We start from the raw sequence: 14,844 nt of genomic DNA on the forward strand, positions 1-14,844 counted from the left end.
ATCGAGGGTGGGCGACAGCACCGGATTATCGTGATGCGCCTTGAGCTGCACGCAAAGCGGCCAGTTTGTGGCTAGCCGCGCCTCGTACTGCGCGTGAAAGTGTAGGCTAACAAATTAAAATTTGGGATATTTTTAAGATAGCTGGGAAGACTACTAATAGCCAGCAACAACCGGTGCTGCCATAAAAAGCACACGCTTCCCGGAACGAGAGCTGACGCGGGTTTGGCAATGTGCTCTGCGCTTATGCCGGGGCACCAATGCCTGCGCACCTATTTCCAATCGGCATTGCTCAATCGTGAAGATCGCAATGGCAGAGCCTGATTTTGCGTAAAAGCTCGGCTGCTTCCACTGATTGCGCAGTCATACTTAATTCTGGGCGGCCTCGCCCCCGCAGCTCGCGGTGAACAACTCTCATTTCCCCTCTCCTCACGCAGCCATCCGAACGCTCAGCCCACTGCAGTCAACGCTGATCAATGCGAAACTGTGGCCTCGAAACTATCGCGTATTCCAGGATTACCAGGAGAAATCATGAGCGTGTCATCGCAGTGGATCGACATTGAAAGCGACGACGCCAACCGGTTCGGGGGCTATCTCGCTGTGCCGCGCACCGGACGCGGCCCCGGTGTCGTCATCCTGCAGGAAATCTTCGGCGTCAACGGGCATATTCGCTCCGTCGCCGAACAGTACGCGCTCGCAGGCTTCGTGGCCCTCGCACCCGACGTCTTTTGGCGCAGTGCGCCGCGCATCGAGCTCGGCTACGAAGCGCAGGAGCGCGAAAAGGCTATCGGGCTGCTGCAGGGAACGGACGTCGATCGTGCCGTCGCCGATCTCGGCGCCGCGGTGCGCACTTTGAAAGGCCGGGCTGAAACCTCCGGCAAGGTGGCAGCAGTCGGCTACTGCTTCGGCGGGCGGCTTGCGTATCTCATGGCGGCACAGGGCCATCTCGATGCCGCGGTCTCGTATTACGGCGGCGGCATCCAGAATCGGCTCGACGAGGCCGACAAGGTCCAAGTGCCAATGCTTTTTCATTACGCCGAGAACGACACGGGCATCCCGCTCGAAGCGGTCGAGCAAGTGCAGGCCAGCTTCGCCGGAAGGCCGGACACCGCGTTTCACGTTTACCCGGGTGCCGAGCACGGCTTCAATTGCCCGGAGCGTTCGGCCTACAATCAGCACGCTTCAGCGCTGGCGCTCGGCCGGACGATGACGTTTCTTGCGAGCCATCTCTAAGACGGCGGCATTTGGCCGATCGCGTTCCCAATGTTCCCAATGGGCGCGATCGGCCTTCGAATAGCGCATGCGTGATCTGCCCGAGCGAGCAGACACGCACCGTGTCAATCGAGTCGCGAAACGCTTCGGGCTCGATCGACGCTAAGCGGGCTGCGCGGCGATAACCTCGCGGCCCGGCTCGCTTACCTCACGGTCTGTATCAGGCCTTCTTGGTGTAAGCGTTGCACCAGCCGGCGGCCTTCACCTGCTTGGCGCCGAACATCGGGCACGCCGCGTGGTCGGTGGTCGGTGCGCCCTGATAGAGCTGGCAATTGCCGCACTTTTGACCGGCCGCATATTTCGGATACTTGGCTTTGTCGACTTGGCTGGCATCCGCCTTATAGCCGAGCGCGGCTGCGGTGGGATCGCTTTCGGACACGAGCGGCGCGTCGGCAAGTGCCTGGCGCGAGAGGGCGAGCGCCGAAGCGGCGCCGAGGCTCGTAATCAAAAACGTGCGACGAGACGATTTCATTGGGGGACTCTCCGAGTGCTGTAATCGGTCCTTCTCGACGGACCTTGGTTGCCGACTGTCATGCGGCGACAGGCCGGAGCATACAACGAAGCGAGTCCGATGGACGGCGTAGTGTGCATTTGCACAGATCAATCGCCCCTGATTGAAGCAAGATCGACAAAATGAGCAAATCGCTGCATCACGGTGCAGGCGTCAATATGTGGGTGCACTCGCGCATTCGCGCTGATTTCAAGTGCGCCCAAGGATTTCGCAAACGCGCTGTGCAATCGCCAGGCTGGCCGTCAATCCCGGCGATTCGATGCCGAACAGGTTGACGAGTCCGCGTACGCCATGCGCGGCCGCCCCCTGAATGACAAAATCCGCGGCCGCCTCGCCGGGGCCGGAGAGTTTCGGCCGGATGCCGGCGTATGCGGGCTGCAAGGCGCCATCGGGCAAGCCCGGCCAGTACTCGCGGATGGCGGCATAAAAGCTTTCGGCGCGGCGCGGGTCGACGTCGTAATGGAGCGTTTCCACCCATTCGACGTCAGGGCCGAAGCGTACTTGGCCACTGAGGTCGAGCGTCAGATGGACGCCGAGCCCGGCCTCGTTGGGCATGGGGTAGATGAGCCGCGAAAACGGCGCGCGCCCGGAAATGCTGAAGTAGTTACCTTTGGCGAAATATAGCGGCGGCACGTGACGCGGATCGAGCCCGTGGATTTTGCGCGCGAGTGCATTGGCGTGTAGTCCGGCGCTGTTGATGACGCAATCTGCGCTGAGCAGGCTTGGCGACTGGCCGCCTACCTTCACGACAAAACGCCCGCCGCAGGCATCGATGGATTCGACAGGCGAGTGAAAGGCGCAGATGGCGCCCGCGCGCTCAGCGTCTCCTTGGAGCGCCAGCAACAGTTGGTGACTGTCCACGATGCCCGTTTGCGGCGAGAAGACGGCCTCCACGCACTCGAGCGCCGGCTCAATCGTTTCCGCTTCATCGGCCGTCATCCGCAGCAGGTCGAGCACGCCGTTTTCCTTGGCGCGCGTAGCGAGCGCGTTGAGCTGGGGCAACTGGTTACGCGCCGTCGCGACGAGCAGCTTGCCGCAGCGCTGGTGGGGCACGCCGCGCGCCGCGCAGTACTCGTAAAGCATCTCGCGGCCGCGCACGCACAGCGTTGCCTTCAGCGAACCGCGTGGATAGTAGATCCCAGCATGAATGACCTCGCTGTTGCGCGAGCTCGTGCCCGTGCCGATCGCCTCCGTCGCTTCGAGGACGATCACCTCGCGGCCACGCTCGGCCAGTTGGCGCGCGATGGCAAGACCAACCACGCCCGCGCCAATCACTACGCATTCGATGTGATCCATGACTTTAGCCGCGGCTCGCTCGCCGCGCTTCATCGCCGGTATGGCCGTTCAACGGGACGCTCCGGCAAATCGCATCCCGAACGCATATTTTTGCGGCGGCATGCCGTCGCCTCTGTCACGCCAGCATAGAGGATTCTACGACGCACTGCAGCATGGCCGCATGTAAGAGGTGTGCCGTCCGTCCACGCGTGGATTTGGCGCAACGCCATACGCGGGCGAGGCCACACCCATTTCGATCTGGGTGGGCTGTGTCGACTGCACCGCAATCCAATGCACCCCCATGCGCCGAAACTGGGGATATTTTGTCTTTCGCGATGCGACTTGTGCGACGCAGGCTGCCTGGCGCTGCGCTAGAGCCATTGTTCTAGCCTTACATGACTGCCGCGCTTCGGCGTGTTCAAAAGCCGATCGGTCGCCGACGCCCACCGCGCTCGAGCCGGATATCGTCAGCACGCACTTCGTCGCGGCCGCCGACGCGCGCCGCCCCGAAGCCGTGCAAAATCGCGCGGCGCATGTCGCGCGGCGATGCGTGGGCGAGCACCTCGAGCGGATCGTCGCCGAGCACCTCGGGAAACCGCTGCCCCCAGGTGTGGGCCGAGCGGATCTCCTCGTAGATCGCCTGCGCAATGCGCCGTGCGCCCGCCTCGTCCGGCGGTGTGATCTCATAGACACTCATGCGGCTCAGGATCGGCTCGGGAATCGCGCGTTCGTCATTGGCAGTAGCGACCCAGATCACCTGCGCGGCGTTGATCGGAATTTCGGCGAATTCGTCTATGAATGCCTGCGCCGTCTCCCGCTCGAGCAGCGCATAAAGGGCGCCGAGCGGGTCGTATTGCGAATCGCCATTGGCTTTGTCGATTTCGTCGACCACCATCAGCGGGTTCGCGTAACTGCCGTTCACCAGCGCGTCGAACACTTTGCCAGGCTTGGCGTTCTTCCACTGCGAAGAGGCGCCCGATAGAATCCAGCCGGCCGTGAGCGAGCTCATCGCCACATACTGGCAGCTCGTGCCGAAAAGCCGCGCGAGCGCCTTGGCAAAATGCGTCTTGCCGATGCCCGGGTCGCCGAGCAGCAGCATCGGCAGCAACTCGAGCCGGTCTTCCGTCTCGATGCACAGCGCGACTTGCCGCCTCACGTCCTCGAGCGGCTCAGCGAAGTTGGGCAACTGCTCGAGCAAGGCATCGATTGACGGCATCCGGTTCGGCTTCACGCAAAAACGCAGGTTGCCAACCCTCAGCATCTTCTCGTAGGTGGTGCGCAGCGCCTCGTTCGCACTGTCCCCCAGTTCGCTGAGCGCCGTCTCGACCTGATCCAGATCGTAGACTTTGCTGAACGATGCCACCGCGAGTTCCTGCTTGACCATGGCTGTTGTCATCGCTCACCTCTTCCGTGCGAATCGAGCGCGTCGCCGTTTTCGGTCGTCCCCCGATTGTCAGTGCCAAGGCGGCGCGCTTTTGCGTTCACCGCTTCTTCGCGACGATTCCAGTGTAGTCACGCAAGTTCCATGCGCAAAACGAGCAGCCTGCGCCAGGTGCTGCTAGCAAGCTTCGGCGAAGCGTGCGCGCCGAGATCGGCTTGCCGCGCGGCTGGCCGGCCTCGCCGGAGATCGTCACCCGCACTATGCAAATCGCGCGCCGGCTCGGAAGCCGCCCCGCAGTCGTTAGGCGTAAGATGATGGGCGATTGCGGTTTCGATCGGCCGCTCGACGGATGGGAACCGTAAGGCTTGAAGGAGAACCCTCGGATGGGATGGAAAGCCGGCATCGCGGCAGCGCTTTGCTGTGTTTCATGGGCAGCGCATGCGCAAACGCCAGCCGAGCCGCCCGCCGTCGACTGGCGGCTCGAGGTGGTGCGCGACGGCAGCGTGGTCGACGTATTCGACGGCAGCACCGCTTTGGGTCAGGCTCAGACGGCCACTCATCATCACGAGACGGTTCATCGGGTCGGCTGCGCTGAAAATCCTGTGGCTAAGATCGATCTCGCCCGCACGCTGACGATTTCGCCGCAGGCCGCGGACACAGCCGGCGTCACATTTGCGATCGACGCTCAGGAAATCCTCGAAGACGACACGCCGCAGCGCACGCGCGAGGGATGTCCATTGCCGCCGGCCCCGCGGCGCGTGTCGGCCAGTCATCCCAACCTCGTCGTTCCGGGTGGCCAATGGGCGAGCTGGACGGTGGTGGACCTTCATCCGACGCTCATCTACCGCATCCGCGCGAGCGTCGCCTCTCACTAACAGATCGAACAAGCAGGAACGGCGCGGCATGCGAAATCTCGAGGATCGGCTTCAAGCCGCCGTGACGAGCGCGAAGAAAGATTTTGTCGCGGTCAGTTGGAACCTGCACAAAGGACGTTCGCCGCTCGGCTTCACGGCATGGAAGGCGATGCAGCGCTGGGTTCACTCGACGCACGCGGACGCGTATTTCCTTCAGGAAGCGATGGCACGGCGCATGCCGGGGCCGGTGCTCGCAACGAGCTTCGGCGCACCGGTGCACGACCCGCTTGCGGACGTATGGGAATGCCAGGCAACGGAGCTCGCTCACGCCCTGGAGCTCGAAATTGCGCTCGGCCCCAATGTGTTCAAGCCCTCATGGCGGCATGGCAACGCCATCCTTTCGCCGCATCCGCTCGATCTGGGCGGACGATGGGACATTTCGGCGCACCGCTTTGAAAAACGCGGTCTGCTCGTGGCGCGCGCCTTGTTCGCAGGCCACTCGGTCACGCTTTTGTGTGCCCATCTTGCCCTCACGCGCGCGGCGCGGCTGCGGCAGATGAACTGGATCGCCCATTGGATTGCCCGCGAAGCGCCTGATGGGCCGCTCGTGCTGGCGGGCGACTTCAACGACTGGCGCAATGATTCGATACCGCTTTTCGCCGAGCACAGGCTCATGGAAGTGGCCACTGAGCTCGGTCACCCCGCGCGCACTTTCCCGGCATTTTCACCGGCGCTCGCGCTCGACAAAATGTTCGTGCGCGGCCTGTCGCCAGTTGAATGGATTGCACCCGCTCAGGAAACAGCCTGGCTGTCCGATCATCTGCCTTATGTGGCACGACTGCGCCTCGAAGATTAGCCATCCGACGCGCTCTGCAGGGAGCGCGTTAGAATAGTGAGTTTTCGGCCTCCTCGAGACCCTTTTCCCGCGAACACGTAGCGCGCAAGCAGCCGGCCGGCCACGGCTTTCCGTGTGCCGAGCGCGTGAATTCTCTGTCCGCACTGTCTAAGCAGCCATGAGTAATCTGAACCTTCAAACCGTTCTTTCCGTCCATCACTGGACCGACACGCTTTTCAGCTTCACCTGCACGCGCGACGCCTCGTTTCGCTTTGAGAATGGCCAGTTCACCATGGTCGGGCTCGAAGTCGACGGCAAACCGCTGATCCGCGCCTACAGCATGGCCAGCGCGAACTATGAGGAAAACCTCGAGTTCCTGAGCATCAAGGTGCCCGACGGCCCGCTCACTTCGCGTCTGCAACACTTGAAGGTGGGCGACCAGGTGCTCATCGGCAAGAAGCCGACCGGCACACTGGTGGCCGACAATCTGCTGCCCGGCAAAACGCTCTGGCTGTTGTCCACTGGCACCGGTCTCGCGCCCTTCATGTCGATCATCAAGGACCCCGACGTCTACGACCGCTACGAAAAGGTCGTTCTGACGCATACGTGCCGCTTCGTCGACGAACTCGCCTATAAGGAGTACATCACGGAGCATCTGCCGGCGGATGAGCACATCGGCGAGATCGTGCGCGAAAAGCTCATCTACTATCCGACGGTGACGCGCGAATCGTTCATGAACCGCGGCCGCATCACCGATCTCATCGACACGAACCAGCTCTTCTCCGATTTGAACCTGCCGCCGTTCTCGCTTGAAAACGATCGCGTCATGCTGTGCGGCAGCCCGCACATGCTGCGCGACACGCGTGAACTGCTCGACAACCTGGGGTTCAAGGAAGGCAGCAATAACGAACCCGGACACTACGTCATCGAAAAAGCGTTCGTGGGTTGAACGCTTGAACGCTGCTTGAACGCGCGGGAGCGCGCCGCCTTGCGCAAAGACCGGAGCCATGCTCCGGTTTTTTTTCGCCCCCAGGCCATAGACCGATAGCGGGCAACGAATCGTCGGTCGCGGCTGATTGATATCACGGCTTGGGCAGCGACTGAGCCGTGCTGATTAGATTTTGAGGCACCACCCGGATGAAGCCTCCACGCGGGCTGTCGATGTCCGCAATGAGCATGAACGACAGCGCGACCGCCATGGGCATGATTAGCAAGTACCACCTTTTCGCCGTCGCGCTGCGCGACCCGTAGCCAACCAGCAGATTGCAGAGAACGCCGATCACAATGATCAGCGACCAGGACTCGAGCGGGAGACGGTTCCGCCATGCGGCCTGTGTGTACCCCTGCGTATTGATCACATCGTTCATGCCGGCGACTGCCAGTGCGGTGAGGGGATTCGGTTGGGGCATCGCTCCGGCAAGGGCAGCCGCCCATAATTCTGTCTGCAACTCAGCCGTTTTCGAGTTTATTTCGTCCAGTTTTTGCGAATCGCGAACCTGATAAAAGAGAACGCGCTGCGCTACGTATTGCGCCAGAAGCAAACGTATCGTTGCTGCTTCGGCTGCGCGTAGAAGGCCCGCGCGAAGGAACTCAGTCCTGATCGCGTTGGCCTCTGCTGCCTCGAAATTCTTGCGCTGGTCATATCGTCCCACTGCCATTGACAGGCTGAAGCCGATCACGAGGGCGAGAAGTGTCAGGGTGGCAGATTGAACTACGTGGAAGTCTTCTCGGGCATCGCTATCGAGTGGCTTGTTGCGTCGCAGGAACACATGGCCGATCCATGCGGCGATCGACATCAGCACGAACGAGACGATGAAGAAATAACGCGGATAACTCACAAATTGCTCCATTCCCGGCTCCTCTCGATCGTGTTGGGACCACATCTGTGTATGTAGAATTCGCCAATCCGGTCCTTCCAATCCCCCACTACAAAGCTGCCTGAGCCCCCCAAGTGGAAGTACTTCGATTCGATCCTTCGCGTCGAACCACTCCCGATTCAAACCTTACGGCCCACTAGTCTGTTGTCACGATGCCGGTCGTTGAACGAGTCGACAATGTGGTGTCGCACCACGGCGCCAGTGGTAATCGGCGTTTTCTCGGCGTGACAGCACGTCGTGCCGGTTCGGTGTGGCCGTCTGCAATCTCGCCGAGTTCTTTTCAACTCCAGTCTGCGTAGGTAGCAATCTCTTAAACGCGTGAAAGCCGCAGAGCCGCGGTCGGAAGGTCGAATGGCTTTTCAGGTCGAAAGTACGAATTCGGCTTCCGTGAGACCGGCCATTTGCGATCGCCGACCTGCGAATGTCAGGAAAGCGAACCCGTAGCCGCCTCACCAACGCCGATACTCGAATGTCGCCAATGGCCGAACTGCTGTACCTGAGAAGTCGGCTTGGATGACCGGACCACTCCCTTACCGGCCGAACCGCTGACAGCGCGACTGCCGGCAGTGGGTCCGTCTTTAGCCGGTCGGTATCGGTCGCACCAAGCGCGCGGCAATGCGACCACGCCTATCATTACCGGATTCTCACTGCGCAAGGTGCGCACGCGGATGGCGGCCGGAACAAGGAACAACTATGAGCGCGACGGCGTGCTCGTGGACCGTGCGCGCTAGTGGCATCGCCAGTTACGTATGGCGCGAAGGCGTGATGACATTCCTGGTTGATGACGAAGGAAAGCTTTATCAGAAGAACCTCGGCCTGGAAACCGCGCGCATTGTGAGCGGCTGAGGTCGTTCGGTCCGGACGGATCGTGGTCGCCGGTGAAGCCTCGATCGACTTTCCATGCGCATCATTTGCCGGTGGGCTGCCGGTGCATCGAAAGCAGTTGGCATGCTTCGACGTGACACTCGACCGAGCGGAAACGTGCACACACAGGCGAGGCTTCGGGTGCCCCATCCTCGGGAGAGGCGCATTGAACACGATCTCAAGCTGGCTGGTCGAGACGGTGGCTCGCGTAACGCTGCTATCGATGGTTATCGTTTCCGTTCCGGGAGCACAGACCGCACTGGCAGACTCAGGCTGGCGGTGTGGCACGGCTGCCCCTGAACGACTTGAATGCAGCACGTCCCAGCGCTCCACCGCCCATCAATCACCCAGTCTTGATCCTCAGAGCGGTGCCCGGACGCTTCCGGTCGCTTACGACGCAACAAGTGCTGTCGCCTTGCCATCCGCCGCAGATCGGCCGTTGCAGGTGGCGGTCGCCGCAATAGCGCCGTTCGTCTTGCCACATTCCGATCCGCCGGCCGGCTTCAGCATCGACCTGTGGAACGAAGTGGCCCGTCGAATGCACGTCCAATTCGCGTGGCGTTCGGTTCCGACGCAGTCGGATTTGCTGCGTGCCGTGCAGGAAGGCGACGCGGACGTGGCGATAGCCGCCATCACCATGACACCGGGACGCGAGCAGATCGTGGATTTCTCGCTTCCCTATTTTGATTCCGGCTTGCAGATCATGGTGCGTGCCCGGGACGAAGGCGCGTTTTTCGCCACATTCCGTTCCATTCCCTGGCGGGCCATCGGTCAGCTTCTTGGCGTGGCCGCCATCCTGGTTTTTCTTCTAGCCAATCTAGTGTGGCTCGTCGAGCGCAAGCAAGACCGCAATTTTCAGAAGCCTTACCTGCGCGCATTAGGCGAAGGTCTCTGGGCGACTATGCTGATCATCGCGACGGGGGAGCACGGCGAACGTGATGCCGCCAACATGTGGAAGCGTTTTTTGGTTCCCGCGATGTGGCTGATCGGCGTCGTGCTGATTGCCCAATTCACGGCGACCGTGACATCGTCGCAAACCGTGAGCCAACTTCAGACCAACATTCACGGTCCGGGCGATCTGCCAGGGAAGACGATCGGCACCGTGGCAGGGACGATCGCCGCCGATTATCTTGCCCAGCGTGGATTGCCGTTCGTCGATGTGAAAACCGCCGACGATGGAATCCGCATGCTTACTCAAGGCGATGTGCAGGCGATCGTCTATGACGCGCCTACCCTGCAATACTGGGCCGCGAAGCGGGGCAATGGCATATTGCTGGTCGTCGGCCCCTTGTTCCGGCCTGAGAAATATGGCATCGCTTTGGCGCAAGGCAGTCCGTTGCGCAAGCCTATCAACGAAGCACTGCTGTCCATGTACGCCGACGGCACCTACGAAAAGATCTATGGAAACTGGTTCATGCAGGGGAAGTAGATTTGAATGCATCGGTTTAAACGCTTTTAGTCGTGCTCGCGACGAGGTGACCACTCGGACGGAAGACCTCGAGTGAAAGCCGAGGCGGATGGATCGCGGCGAACACGGGCATGGGGACTTAAAAGAAGCGGTGGCGGTTGCGGGACGCCGGAAAGCCTTTCGGTTCAGATAGGGCCTCGGCGTTTGATGACGCTTCTCCCCTTTTTATCTAAGTGTTTTTCCTAGATTTGTCACCGCTTGCGCGGCAGCGCGTGCTGCGGCATCTCGCTGGCCTCGTGATCTGACTAATAACCCATTTTTGAGATATCATCCGCCCGTTGATCGCTGGGAACGCCTCGCGCCTTGCGATCTCGGTGTTACAAATCGTAAAAAGCATTACCTATTGCATCGGTATTTTTCCGACGGCAAGTCGGTCGCATTGGTGCGTTTCACCGTTTTTCAGTTGCCTGCCGCTGCCCGCGATGAACGAATGTCTGGTCACTGTCTCCGGTGGCGTCGCAACAGAGGCGTCGATGTCCGACGCGCCTGCTCGCAAATCCGCGGTATGCGATGCCACGGGGGGCGATTTGCCTGTCTCCGACCACGATCAGTCCGAACTCCAATGCCTGAAAAGGCGTCTGCGTGAGCTCGCAAACCAGCTTGTCGCCGCCTGCGAAGACGCGCGCAGTCATCTCGCCCGGGAGCTCCACGACGGTGTGGGGCCCGAGCTGACGGCCGCGCGTTTCGCGCTTGCCAGCCTTGAACCGGCGCTTGCGGGCGCCGACGCGTGGCCGGGTAACGGAGGGCATGGCGCGTTTGAGCTCGCTCAGCGCTCGCTCGACGCTGCCTGCGCAGCAACGCGCACCATCGTCGCGGATCTGCACGAACCACAATTCGAAGGCGGCCTTGTCGCGACGCTGTCGCAGTGGGTTCGAGCTTTCTCGGAGCGTACGGGGCTTTCCTCGAGCTTCGTCTGCGCGGCCGATGTGCGACTTGCGCAGCTGCCCGCGAATGCCGCGCTGGCGGTGTTTCGCGTAGCACAGGAAGCGCTGAACAACGTCGCCAAGCACGCCAACGCTTCGCGCGCAGAGGTGCGCCTCGACAGTGACGCGCACTTCTTGACCCTCATCGTCACGGACAACGGCTGCGGCTTGCCGCGCCGCTCGCGCCGTTCGGCTGGCCCAGCGGCGGCAGGTTTCGGCTTGGCCAGCATGCAGGCCCGCTGCGAAGCGCTCGGTGGCTCGTTGCGCCTCAGTGCGCGGTACGCGCGCAAGGCAAAGGCCGCGCAAGCCGAAAGCGGCGCGACCGTGCGGGCGCGCTTTAGCTGGAATGCCATGTTGGAAGCGCAGGCGGGTGCGGCGGCGACCACGCGCGCGGGCTCGCGCGAAGCCGCCTTGACGAGGTAAGCCATGACGCTTCGCATTCTGCTCGTGGATGATCACACGATCGTGCGTCAAGGCGTGCGGCAACTCCTGCTCAATCACGGCGTGGCGCAGGACGTGGTCGAGGCCGACAACGGAGCGCAAGCGCTCGCCTACCTCGATGGGCAGCAAGCGTTCGACGTCGTGCTGCTCGACATTGGATTGCCCGACATGAACGGCGTCGAAGTGCTCAAGCGTGCGAAGCGGCGCGCGCCTCGCACGCCATTCATCATGTTTTCCATGTTTCGCGAAGATCAATATGCGGTGCGCTCGCTGAAGGCTGGGGCGGCCGGCTATCTGTCGAAGACGGTGACCGCTGTGCAGATGATCGAAGCCGTCCGGCAGGTGGCCAGCGGTCGCAAGTACGTGAGTGCCGCGCTTGCTGAAACGCTCGCTGAATACATCTCCGTCGAGAACGAGCCACTGCCGCACGAAAAACTCTCGGATCGCGAGTATCAGACGCTTTGCATGCTCGCATCAGGCAAGCGCCTGACCGACATCGCACAAGCGCTCTCGCTGTCGGTGAAGACAGTAAGCGTCTATCGCTCGCGGCTGCTGGAGAAAATGAAACTGAGCAACAACGCCGAGCTGACGTTCTACGTGATGAGCAACCGCCTCATCGACTTCAATCCGGGCGCCAGCACCTGAGAGAACGAACGGTCCGCCGGGCTCGGTTCGGGCTTTTGGCGACTTTCCATCGATTTTTGCCTCCTCCCCGGCTCGTCAGCGAGGGGGCGTCAAACCTTCCGTGCGCCGATAGCGGCACTGGGCCGCGACTTTCCATCGACGCGAGCCCCGAAGTTCGAAGCGAAGGGCCGCCCTGCCACCCTGCGTTCTCGCCTCCCTTGCGGCGTGCCTGTCTGTGCTCGCGTTTCCAACAACGCCTACCGCTCGCTCGTGCCATCGCCCCCGTGCGTACGCGGCGTGCCGTCGGCCGGCCCAGCACGCCCCAAAATCTGCGTACCTTTGGTGCATGAATAGCGGATTTTTCTGATATTTCTTTGATAACCCAGTTCACCTTCCGCAATCCGCTACCATCGCAGGCTTTACGACGCCCCATCACGCACCGATACAGTGCATATCTCGCAAGGAGACCGCCCCATGTCCCTCTTTCGCAAGAAAAACATCGAACAAATGATTGCCAGCGTAGAAGGCAGCGCCCTCAAAAAAGCGCTTGGCCCACTCGACCTCACCTTCCTCGGCATCGGCGCCATCATCGGCACGGGTATCTTCGTGCTGACCGGCACGGGCGCGGCTCAAGCCGGCCCCGCCCTCATGATCTCGTTTGCGATTGCGGCCGTCGCCTGCGCGCTCGCCGGGCTCGCCTACGCCGAGTTCGCCTCCACCATCCCAGTCGCCGGCTCCATCTATACCTATTCCTATGCCACCCTCGGCGAGCTCGCCGCCTGGATCATCGGCTGGGATTTGATGCTCGAGTATGGGCTCGCCACGTCGGCCGTCTCGGTCGGCTGGTCGGGCTACCTGCAGTCGCTCCTCGCCGGCTTCGGGCTCAATTTGCCGGTTGCACTCACCGCAGCGCCCGGTACGGTCAACGGTGCTGTGACGTTCTTCAATCTGCCGGCCTTTCTCGTCATGATGGTCATCACGACGTTGCTGTCGGTCGGCGTGCGCGAGTCGACGCGCGTGAACAACGCCATGGTCGCGATCAAGGTCGCGGTGGTGCTCGTCGTGATCGCAGTCGGGGCATTCCACGTCCAGCCGGGCAACTGGCAGCCGTTCATGACGCACGGCTGGAATGGCGTCTTTGGCGCGGCAGCTGTCATGTTCTTTGCGTTCATCGGTTTCGATTCCGTCTCTTCCGCGGCCGAGGAGGTCAAAAACGCCAAGCGGGATCTGCCGATCGGCATCATCGCCTCGCTTGCCGTCTGCGCCGTGCTCTATGTTGCGGTGGCAGCGGTCGTCACGGGTATCGTGCCTTCGGCACAATTTTCCGGCGTCTCGCACCCGGTTTCCTATGCGCTGCAGGTTGCGGGACAGAATTGGGTGGCCGGCTTGATCGACCTCGGCGCCGTGCTCGGCATGCTGACCGTCATCCTCGTGATGAGCTACGGCCAGACTCGCATCATCTTTGCGATGTCGCGTGACGGCCTGCTTCCGCGAAAACTGTCAACCGTGCATCCGCGCTTCTCCACGCCGTTTCTGACGACTTGGCTCGTCGGCATCTTTTTCGGCTTCGTCGGTGCGCTCGTGCCGCTCGACGTGCTCGCCGAGCTCATCAACATCGGCACGCTCGCAGCGTTTTCGATGGTCTCGATCGCGGTGCTCATCATGCGTCGCACCCATCCGGCGCTGCCGCGCGCGTTTCGTTGTCCAGGCGTCCCGTACGTGCCGATCTTCGCCGTCGCGGCGTGCGTCTTTTTGATGGTGAACCTCCAGTGGATCACGTGGGTCGCCTTCCTCGCCTGGCTCGCGATCGGCATGGTCGTCTACTTCGGCTACTCGCGGCGCCGCTCGCTGCTCGCGCAGCCCTCACGCTAAACGCCGCGCCGCTTTCCGAATTTTGCGAAAAAGGGCAAGAACCGGCTCGCCAAGCAAAGTTCATAATCAGGGAATGGCCGGCCATGCCCGCCATGCGCCGGCCGCGCCAAAGTGGGAGCCAACGCCATGGAATCGACGCAAAGCTATACGCTGCCGGTGTCGCCGCAGCGTGCCTGGGAAGCACTCACCGATGCGCAAGTCCTGCGCGCATCGATACCTGGATGCGAATCCATCCAGCCGGAAGGCGACGCGACGTTCGCCTTCGCCGCAGGCCCGTCGCTCGACGGAGCCGCGGCGCCCTTCTCAGGGCATCTGCGCGTGGTGGACGCCAATCCTCCCGCAGCGTGCACGGTGCGCTTCGAGAGCAAGGCAGGCAGCGAAAGCGCCGCTGTCGGGAGCATTCGTTTGCAGTTCAACGCCGACGGCGACGCCGCGACGACGCTTGCCTACGACGCCGACGTAGAAGCGAACGGCCAAGCCGGCACGGTGGGCCTCTTTGCCGAGGCGTTCGTCAAGCGCTTTGCAGCCCACGTGGCCGGCGAGCGGATAGACGTCCCCGCCGAAGCGCCGCAGCCGCCCGAGCCGTCGCTCCAGCATGCAGCCGTCGCCGAGTCGGCGCCGGCCGGAAAAGGTGCCAAATGCTGGAAGGC

General features: G+C 62.0%; 14 protein-coding genes. 10 read left to right on the top strand and 4 right to left on the bottom strand.

Translation table 11 applies throughout. The features are described 5' to 3' along the window. Positions 1 to 534: 534 nt before the first annotated feature. Complete coding sequence (locus tag VL598_RS07450) at positions 535 to 1,230, top strand: dienelactone hydrolase family protein (RefSeq protein ID WP_325326073.1); 696 nt, start codon at positions 535 to 537, stop codon at positions 1,228 to 1,230. Positions 1,231 to 1,429: 199 nt separating this feature from the next. On the opposite strand, the gene VL598_RS07455 is transcribed toward VL598_RS07450, so the two are convergent. From VL598_RS07455 to VL598_RS07465, 3 genes are all read right to left on the bottom strand, one after another. After that, positions 1,430 to 1,741 carry a high-potential iron-sulfur protein gene (locus VL598_RS07455; protein WP_325326061.1) on the bottom strand — a complete coding sequence of 104 codons (312 nt, stop codon included), beginning with the start codon at positions 1,739 to 1,741 and terminating at the stop codon, positions 1,430 to 1,432. Positions 1,742 to 1,969: 228 nt separating this feature from the next. Next, a complete protein-coding gene (locus VL598_RS07460; protein ID WP_325326062.1) occupies positions 1,970 to 3,076 on the bottom strand; it encodes an NAD(P)/FAD-dependent oxidoreductase in 1,107 nt (368 codons plus the stop codon). A gap of 397 nt (positions 3,077 to 3,473) precedes the next feature. Then, entirely contained in the window at positions 3,474 to 4,451 is a 978-nt protein-coding gene (locus VL598_RS07465; RefSeq protein ID WP_325326063.1) for an AAA family ATPase, read from the bottom strand. Between the two features lie 368 nt (positions 4,452 to 4,819). Between VL598_RS07465 and VL598_RS07470 the strand changes: the two genes are divergently transcribed. The 3 genes from VL598_RS07470 to VL598_RS07480 all read left to right on the top strand — a co-directional run bounded on the left by VL598_RS07470 (position 4,820) and on the right by VL598_RS07480 (position 7,074). Beyond that, positions 4,820 to 5,311 carry a hypothetical protein gene (locus tag VL598_RS07470; RefSeq protein ID WP_325326064.1) on the top strand — a complete coding sequence of 164 codons (492 nt, stop codon included), beginning with the start codon at positions 4,820 to 4,822 and terminating at the stop codon, positions 5,309 to 5,311. 28 nt (positions 5,312 to 5,339) lie between these two features. Next, entirely contained in the window at positions 5,340 to 6,146 is an 807-nt protein-coding gene (locus VL598_RS07475) for an endonuclease/exonuclease/phosphatase family protein (protein WP_325326065.1), read from the top strand. A gap of 157 nt (positions 6,147 to 6,303) precedes the next feature. Beyond that, complete coding sequence (locus tag VL598_RS07480; RefSeq protein ID WP_325326066.1) at positions 6,304 to 7,074, top strand: ferredoxin--NADP reductase; 771 nt, start codon at positions 6,304 to 6,306, stop codon at positions 7,072 to 7,074. 133 nt (positions 7,075 to 7,207) lie between these two features. Here VL598_RS07480 and VL598_RS07485 read toward each other — a convergent pair whose 3' ends face one another. Further along, positions 7,208 to 7,975, bottom strand: coding sequence for a hypothetical protein (locus tag VL598_RS07485; RefSeq protein ID WP_325326067.1), 768 nt, complete (start codon positions 7,973 to 7,975; stop codon positions 7,208 to 7,210). Positions 7,976 to 8,695: 720 nt separating this feature from the next. On the opposite strand from VL598_RS07485, the gene VL598_RS07490 reads away from it, so the two are divergent. The 6 genes from VL598_RS07490 to VL598_RS07515 form a co-directional block, all read left to right on the top strand. Next, a complete protein-coding gene (locus VL598_RS07490) occupies positions 8,696 to 8,848 on the top strand; it encodes a DUF2950 family protein (protein ID WP_325326068.1) in 153 nt (50 codons plus the stop codon). 241 nt (positions 8,849 to 9,089) lie between these two features. Continuing rightward, positions 9,090 to 10,295: a transporter substrate-binding domain-containing protein gene (locus VL598_RS07495; protein WP_325326074.1), complete on the top strand. Its 1,206-nt coding sequence runs from the start codon at positions 9,090 to 9,092 to the stop codon at positions 10,293 to 10,295. Positions 10,296 to 10,807: 512 nt separating this feature from the next. Then, positions 10,808 to 11,680 (top strand): sensor histidine kinase, encoded by an 873-nt coding sequence (locus VL598_RS07500; protein ID WP_325326069.1) that lies wholly within the window; start codon positions 10,808 to 10,810, stop codon positions 11,678 to 11,680. Positions 11,681 to 11,683: 3 nt separating this feature from the next. After that, complete coding sequence (gene rqpR, locus VL598_RS07505) at positions 11,684 to 12,343, top strand: response regulator transcription factor RqpR (protein WP_325326070.1); 660 nt, start codon at positions 11,684 to 11,686, stop codon at positions 12,341 to 12,343. Between the two features lie 453 nt (positions 12,344 to 12,796). Then, positions 12,797 to 14,194: an amino acid permease gene (locus VL598_RS07510; RefSeq protein WP_325326071.1), complete on the top strand. Its 1,398-nt coding sequence runs from the start codon at positions 12,797 to 12,799 to the stop codon at positions 14,192 to 14,194. A 126-nt stretch (positions 14,195 to 14,320) separates the two neighbouring features. Continuing rightward, the coding region (locus VL598_RS07515) for a CoxG family protein (protein WP_325326072.1) at positions 14,321 to 14,844 on the top strand (524 nt) is incomplete at its 3' end.

The organism is Trinickia sp. (assembly GCF_035492435.1).
In the GTDB taxonomy this organism is placed as follows: domain Bacteria; phylum Pseudomonadota; class Gammaproteobacteria; order Burkholderiales; family Burkholderiaceae; genus Trinickia.

Excerpts from the sequence above, each read along its gene's own strand:
- VL598_RS07455 (WP_325326061.1), bottom strand. The coding sequence starts at position 1,741 with ATGAAATCGTCTCGTCGCACGTTTTTGATTACGAGCCTCGGCGCCGCT.
- VL598_RS07460 (WP_325326062.1), bottom strand. The coding sequence starts at position 3,076 with ATGGATCACATCGAATGCGTAGTGATTGGCGCGGGCGTGGTTGGTCTT.
- VL598_RS07465 (WP_325326063.1), bottom strand. The coding sequence starts at position 4,451 with ATGACAACAGCCATGGTCAAGCAGGAACTCGCGGTGGCATCGTTCAGC.
- VL598_RS07470 (WP_325326064.1), top strand. The coding sequence starts at position 4,820 with ATGGGATGGAAAGCCGGCATCGCGGCAGCGCTTTGCTGTGTTTCATGG.
- VL598_RS07475 (WP_325326065.1), top strand. The coding sequence starts at position 5,340 with ATGCGAAATCTCGAGGATCGGCTTCAAGCCGCCGTGACGAGCGCGAAG.
- VL598_RS07480 (WP_325326066.1), top strand. The coding sequence starts at position 6,304 with ATGAGTAATCTGAACCTTCAAACCGTTCTTTCCGTCCATCACTGGACC.
- VL598_RS07485 (WP_325326067.1), bottom strand. The coding sequence starts at position 7,975 with ATGGAGCAATTTGTGAGTTATCCGCGTTATTTCTTCATCGTCTCGTTC.
- VL598_RS07490 (WP_325326068.1), top strand. The coding sequence starts at position 8,696 with ATGAGCGCGACGGCGTGCTCGTGGACCGTGCGCGCTAGTGGCATCGCC.
- VL598_RS07495 (WP_325326074.1), top strand. The coding sequence starts at position 9,090 with ATGGTTATCGTTTCCGTTCCGGGAGCACAGACCGCACTGGCAGACTCA.
- VL598_RS07500 (WP_325326069.1), top strand. The coding sequence starts at position 10,808 with ATGTCCGACGCGCCTGCTCGCAAATCCGCGGTATGCGATGCCACGGGG.
- rqpR (WP_325326070.1), top strand. The coding sequence starts at position 11,684 with ATGACGCTTCGCATTCTGCTCGTGGATGATCACACGATCGTGCGTCAA.
- VL598_RS07510 (WP_325326071.1), top strand. The coding sequence starts at position 12,797 with ATGTCCCTCTTTCGCAAGAAAAACATCGAACAAATGATTGCCAGCGTA.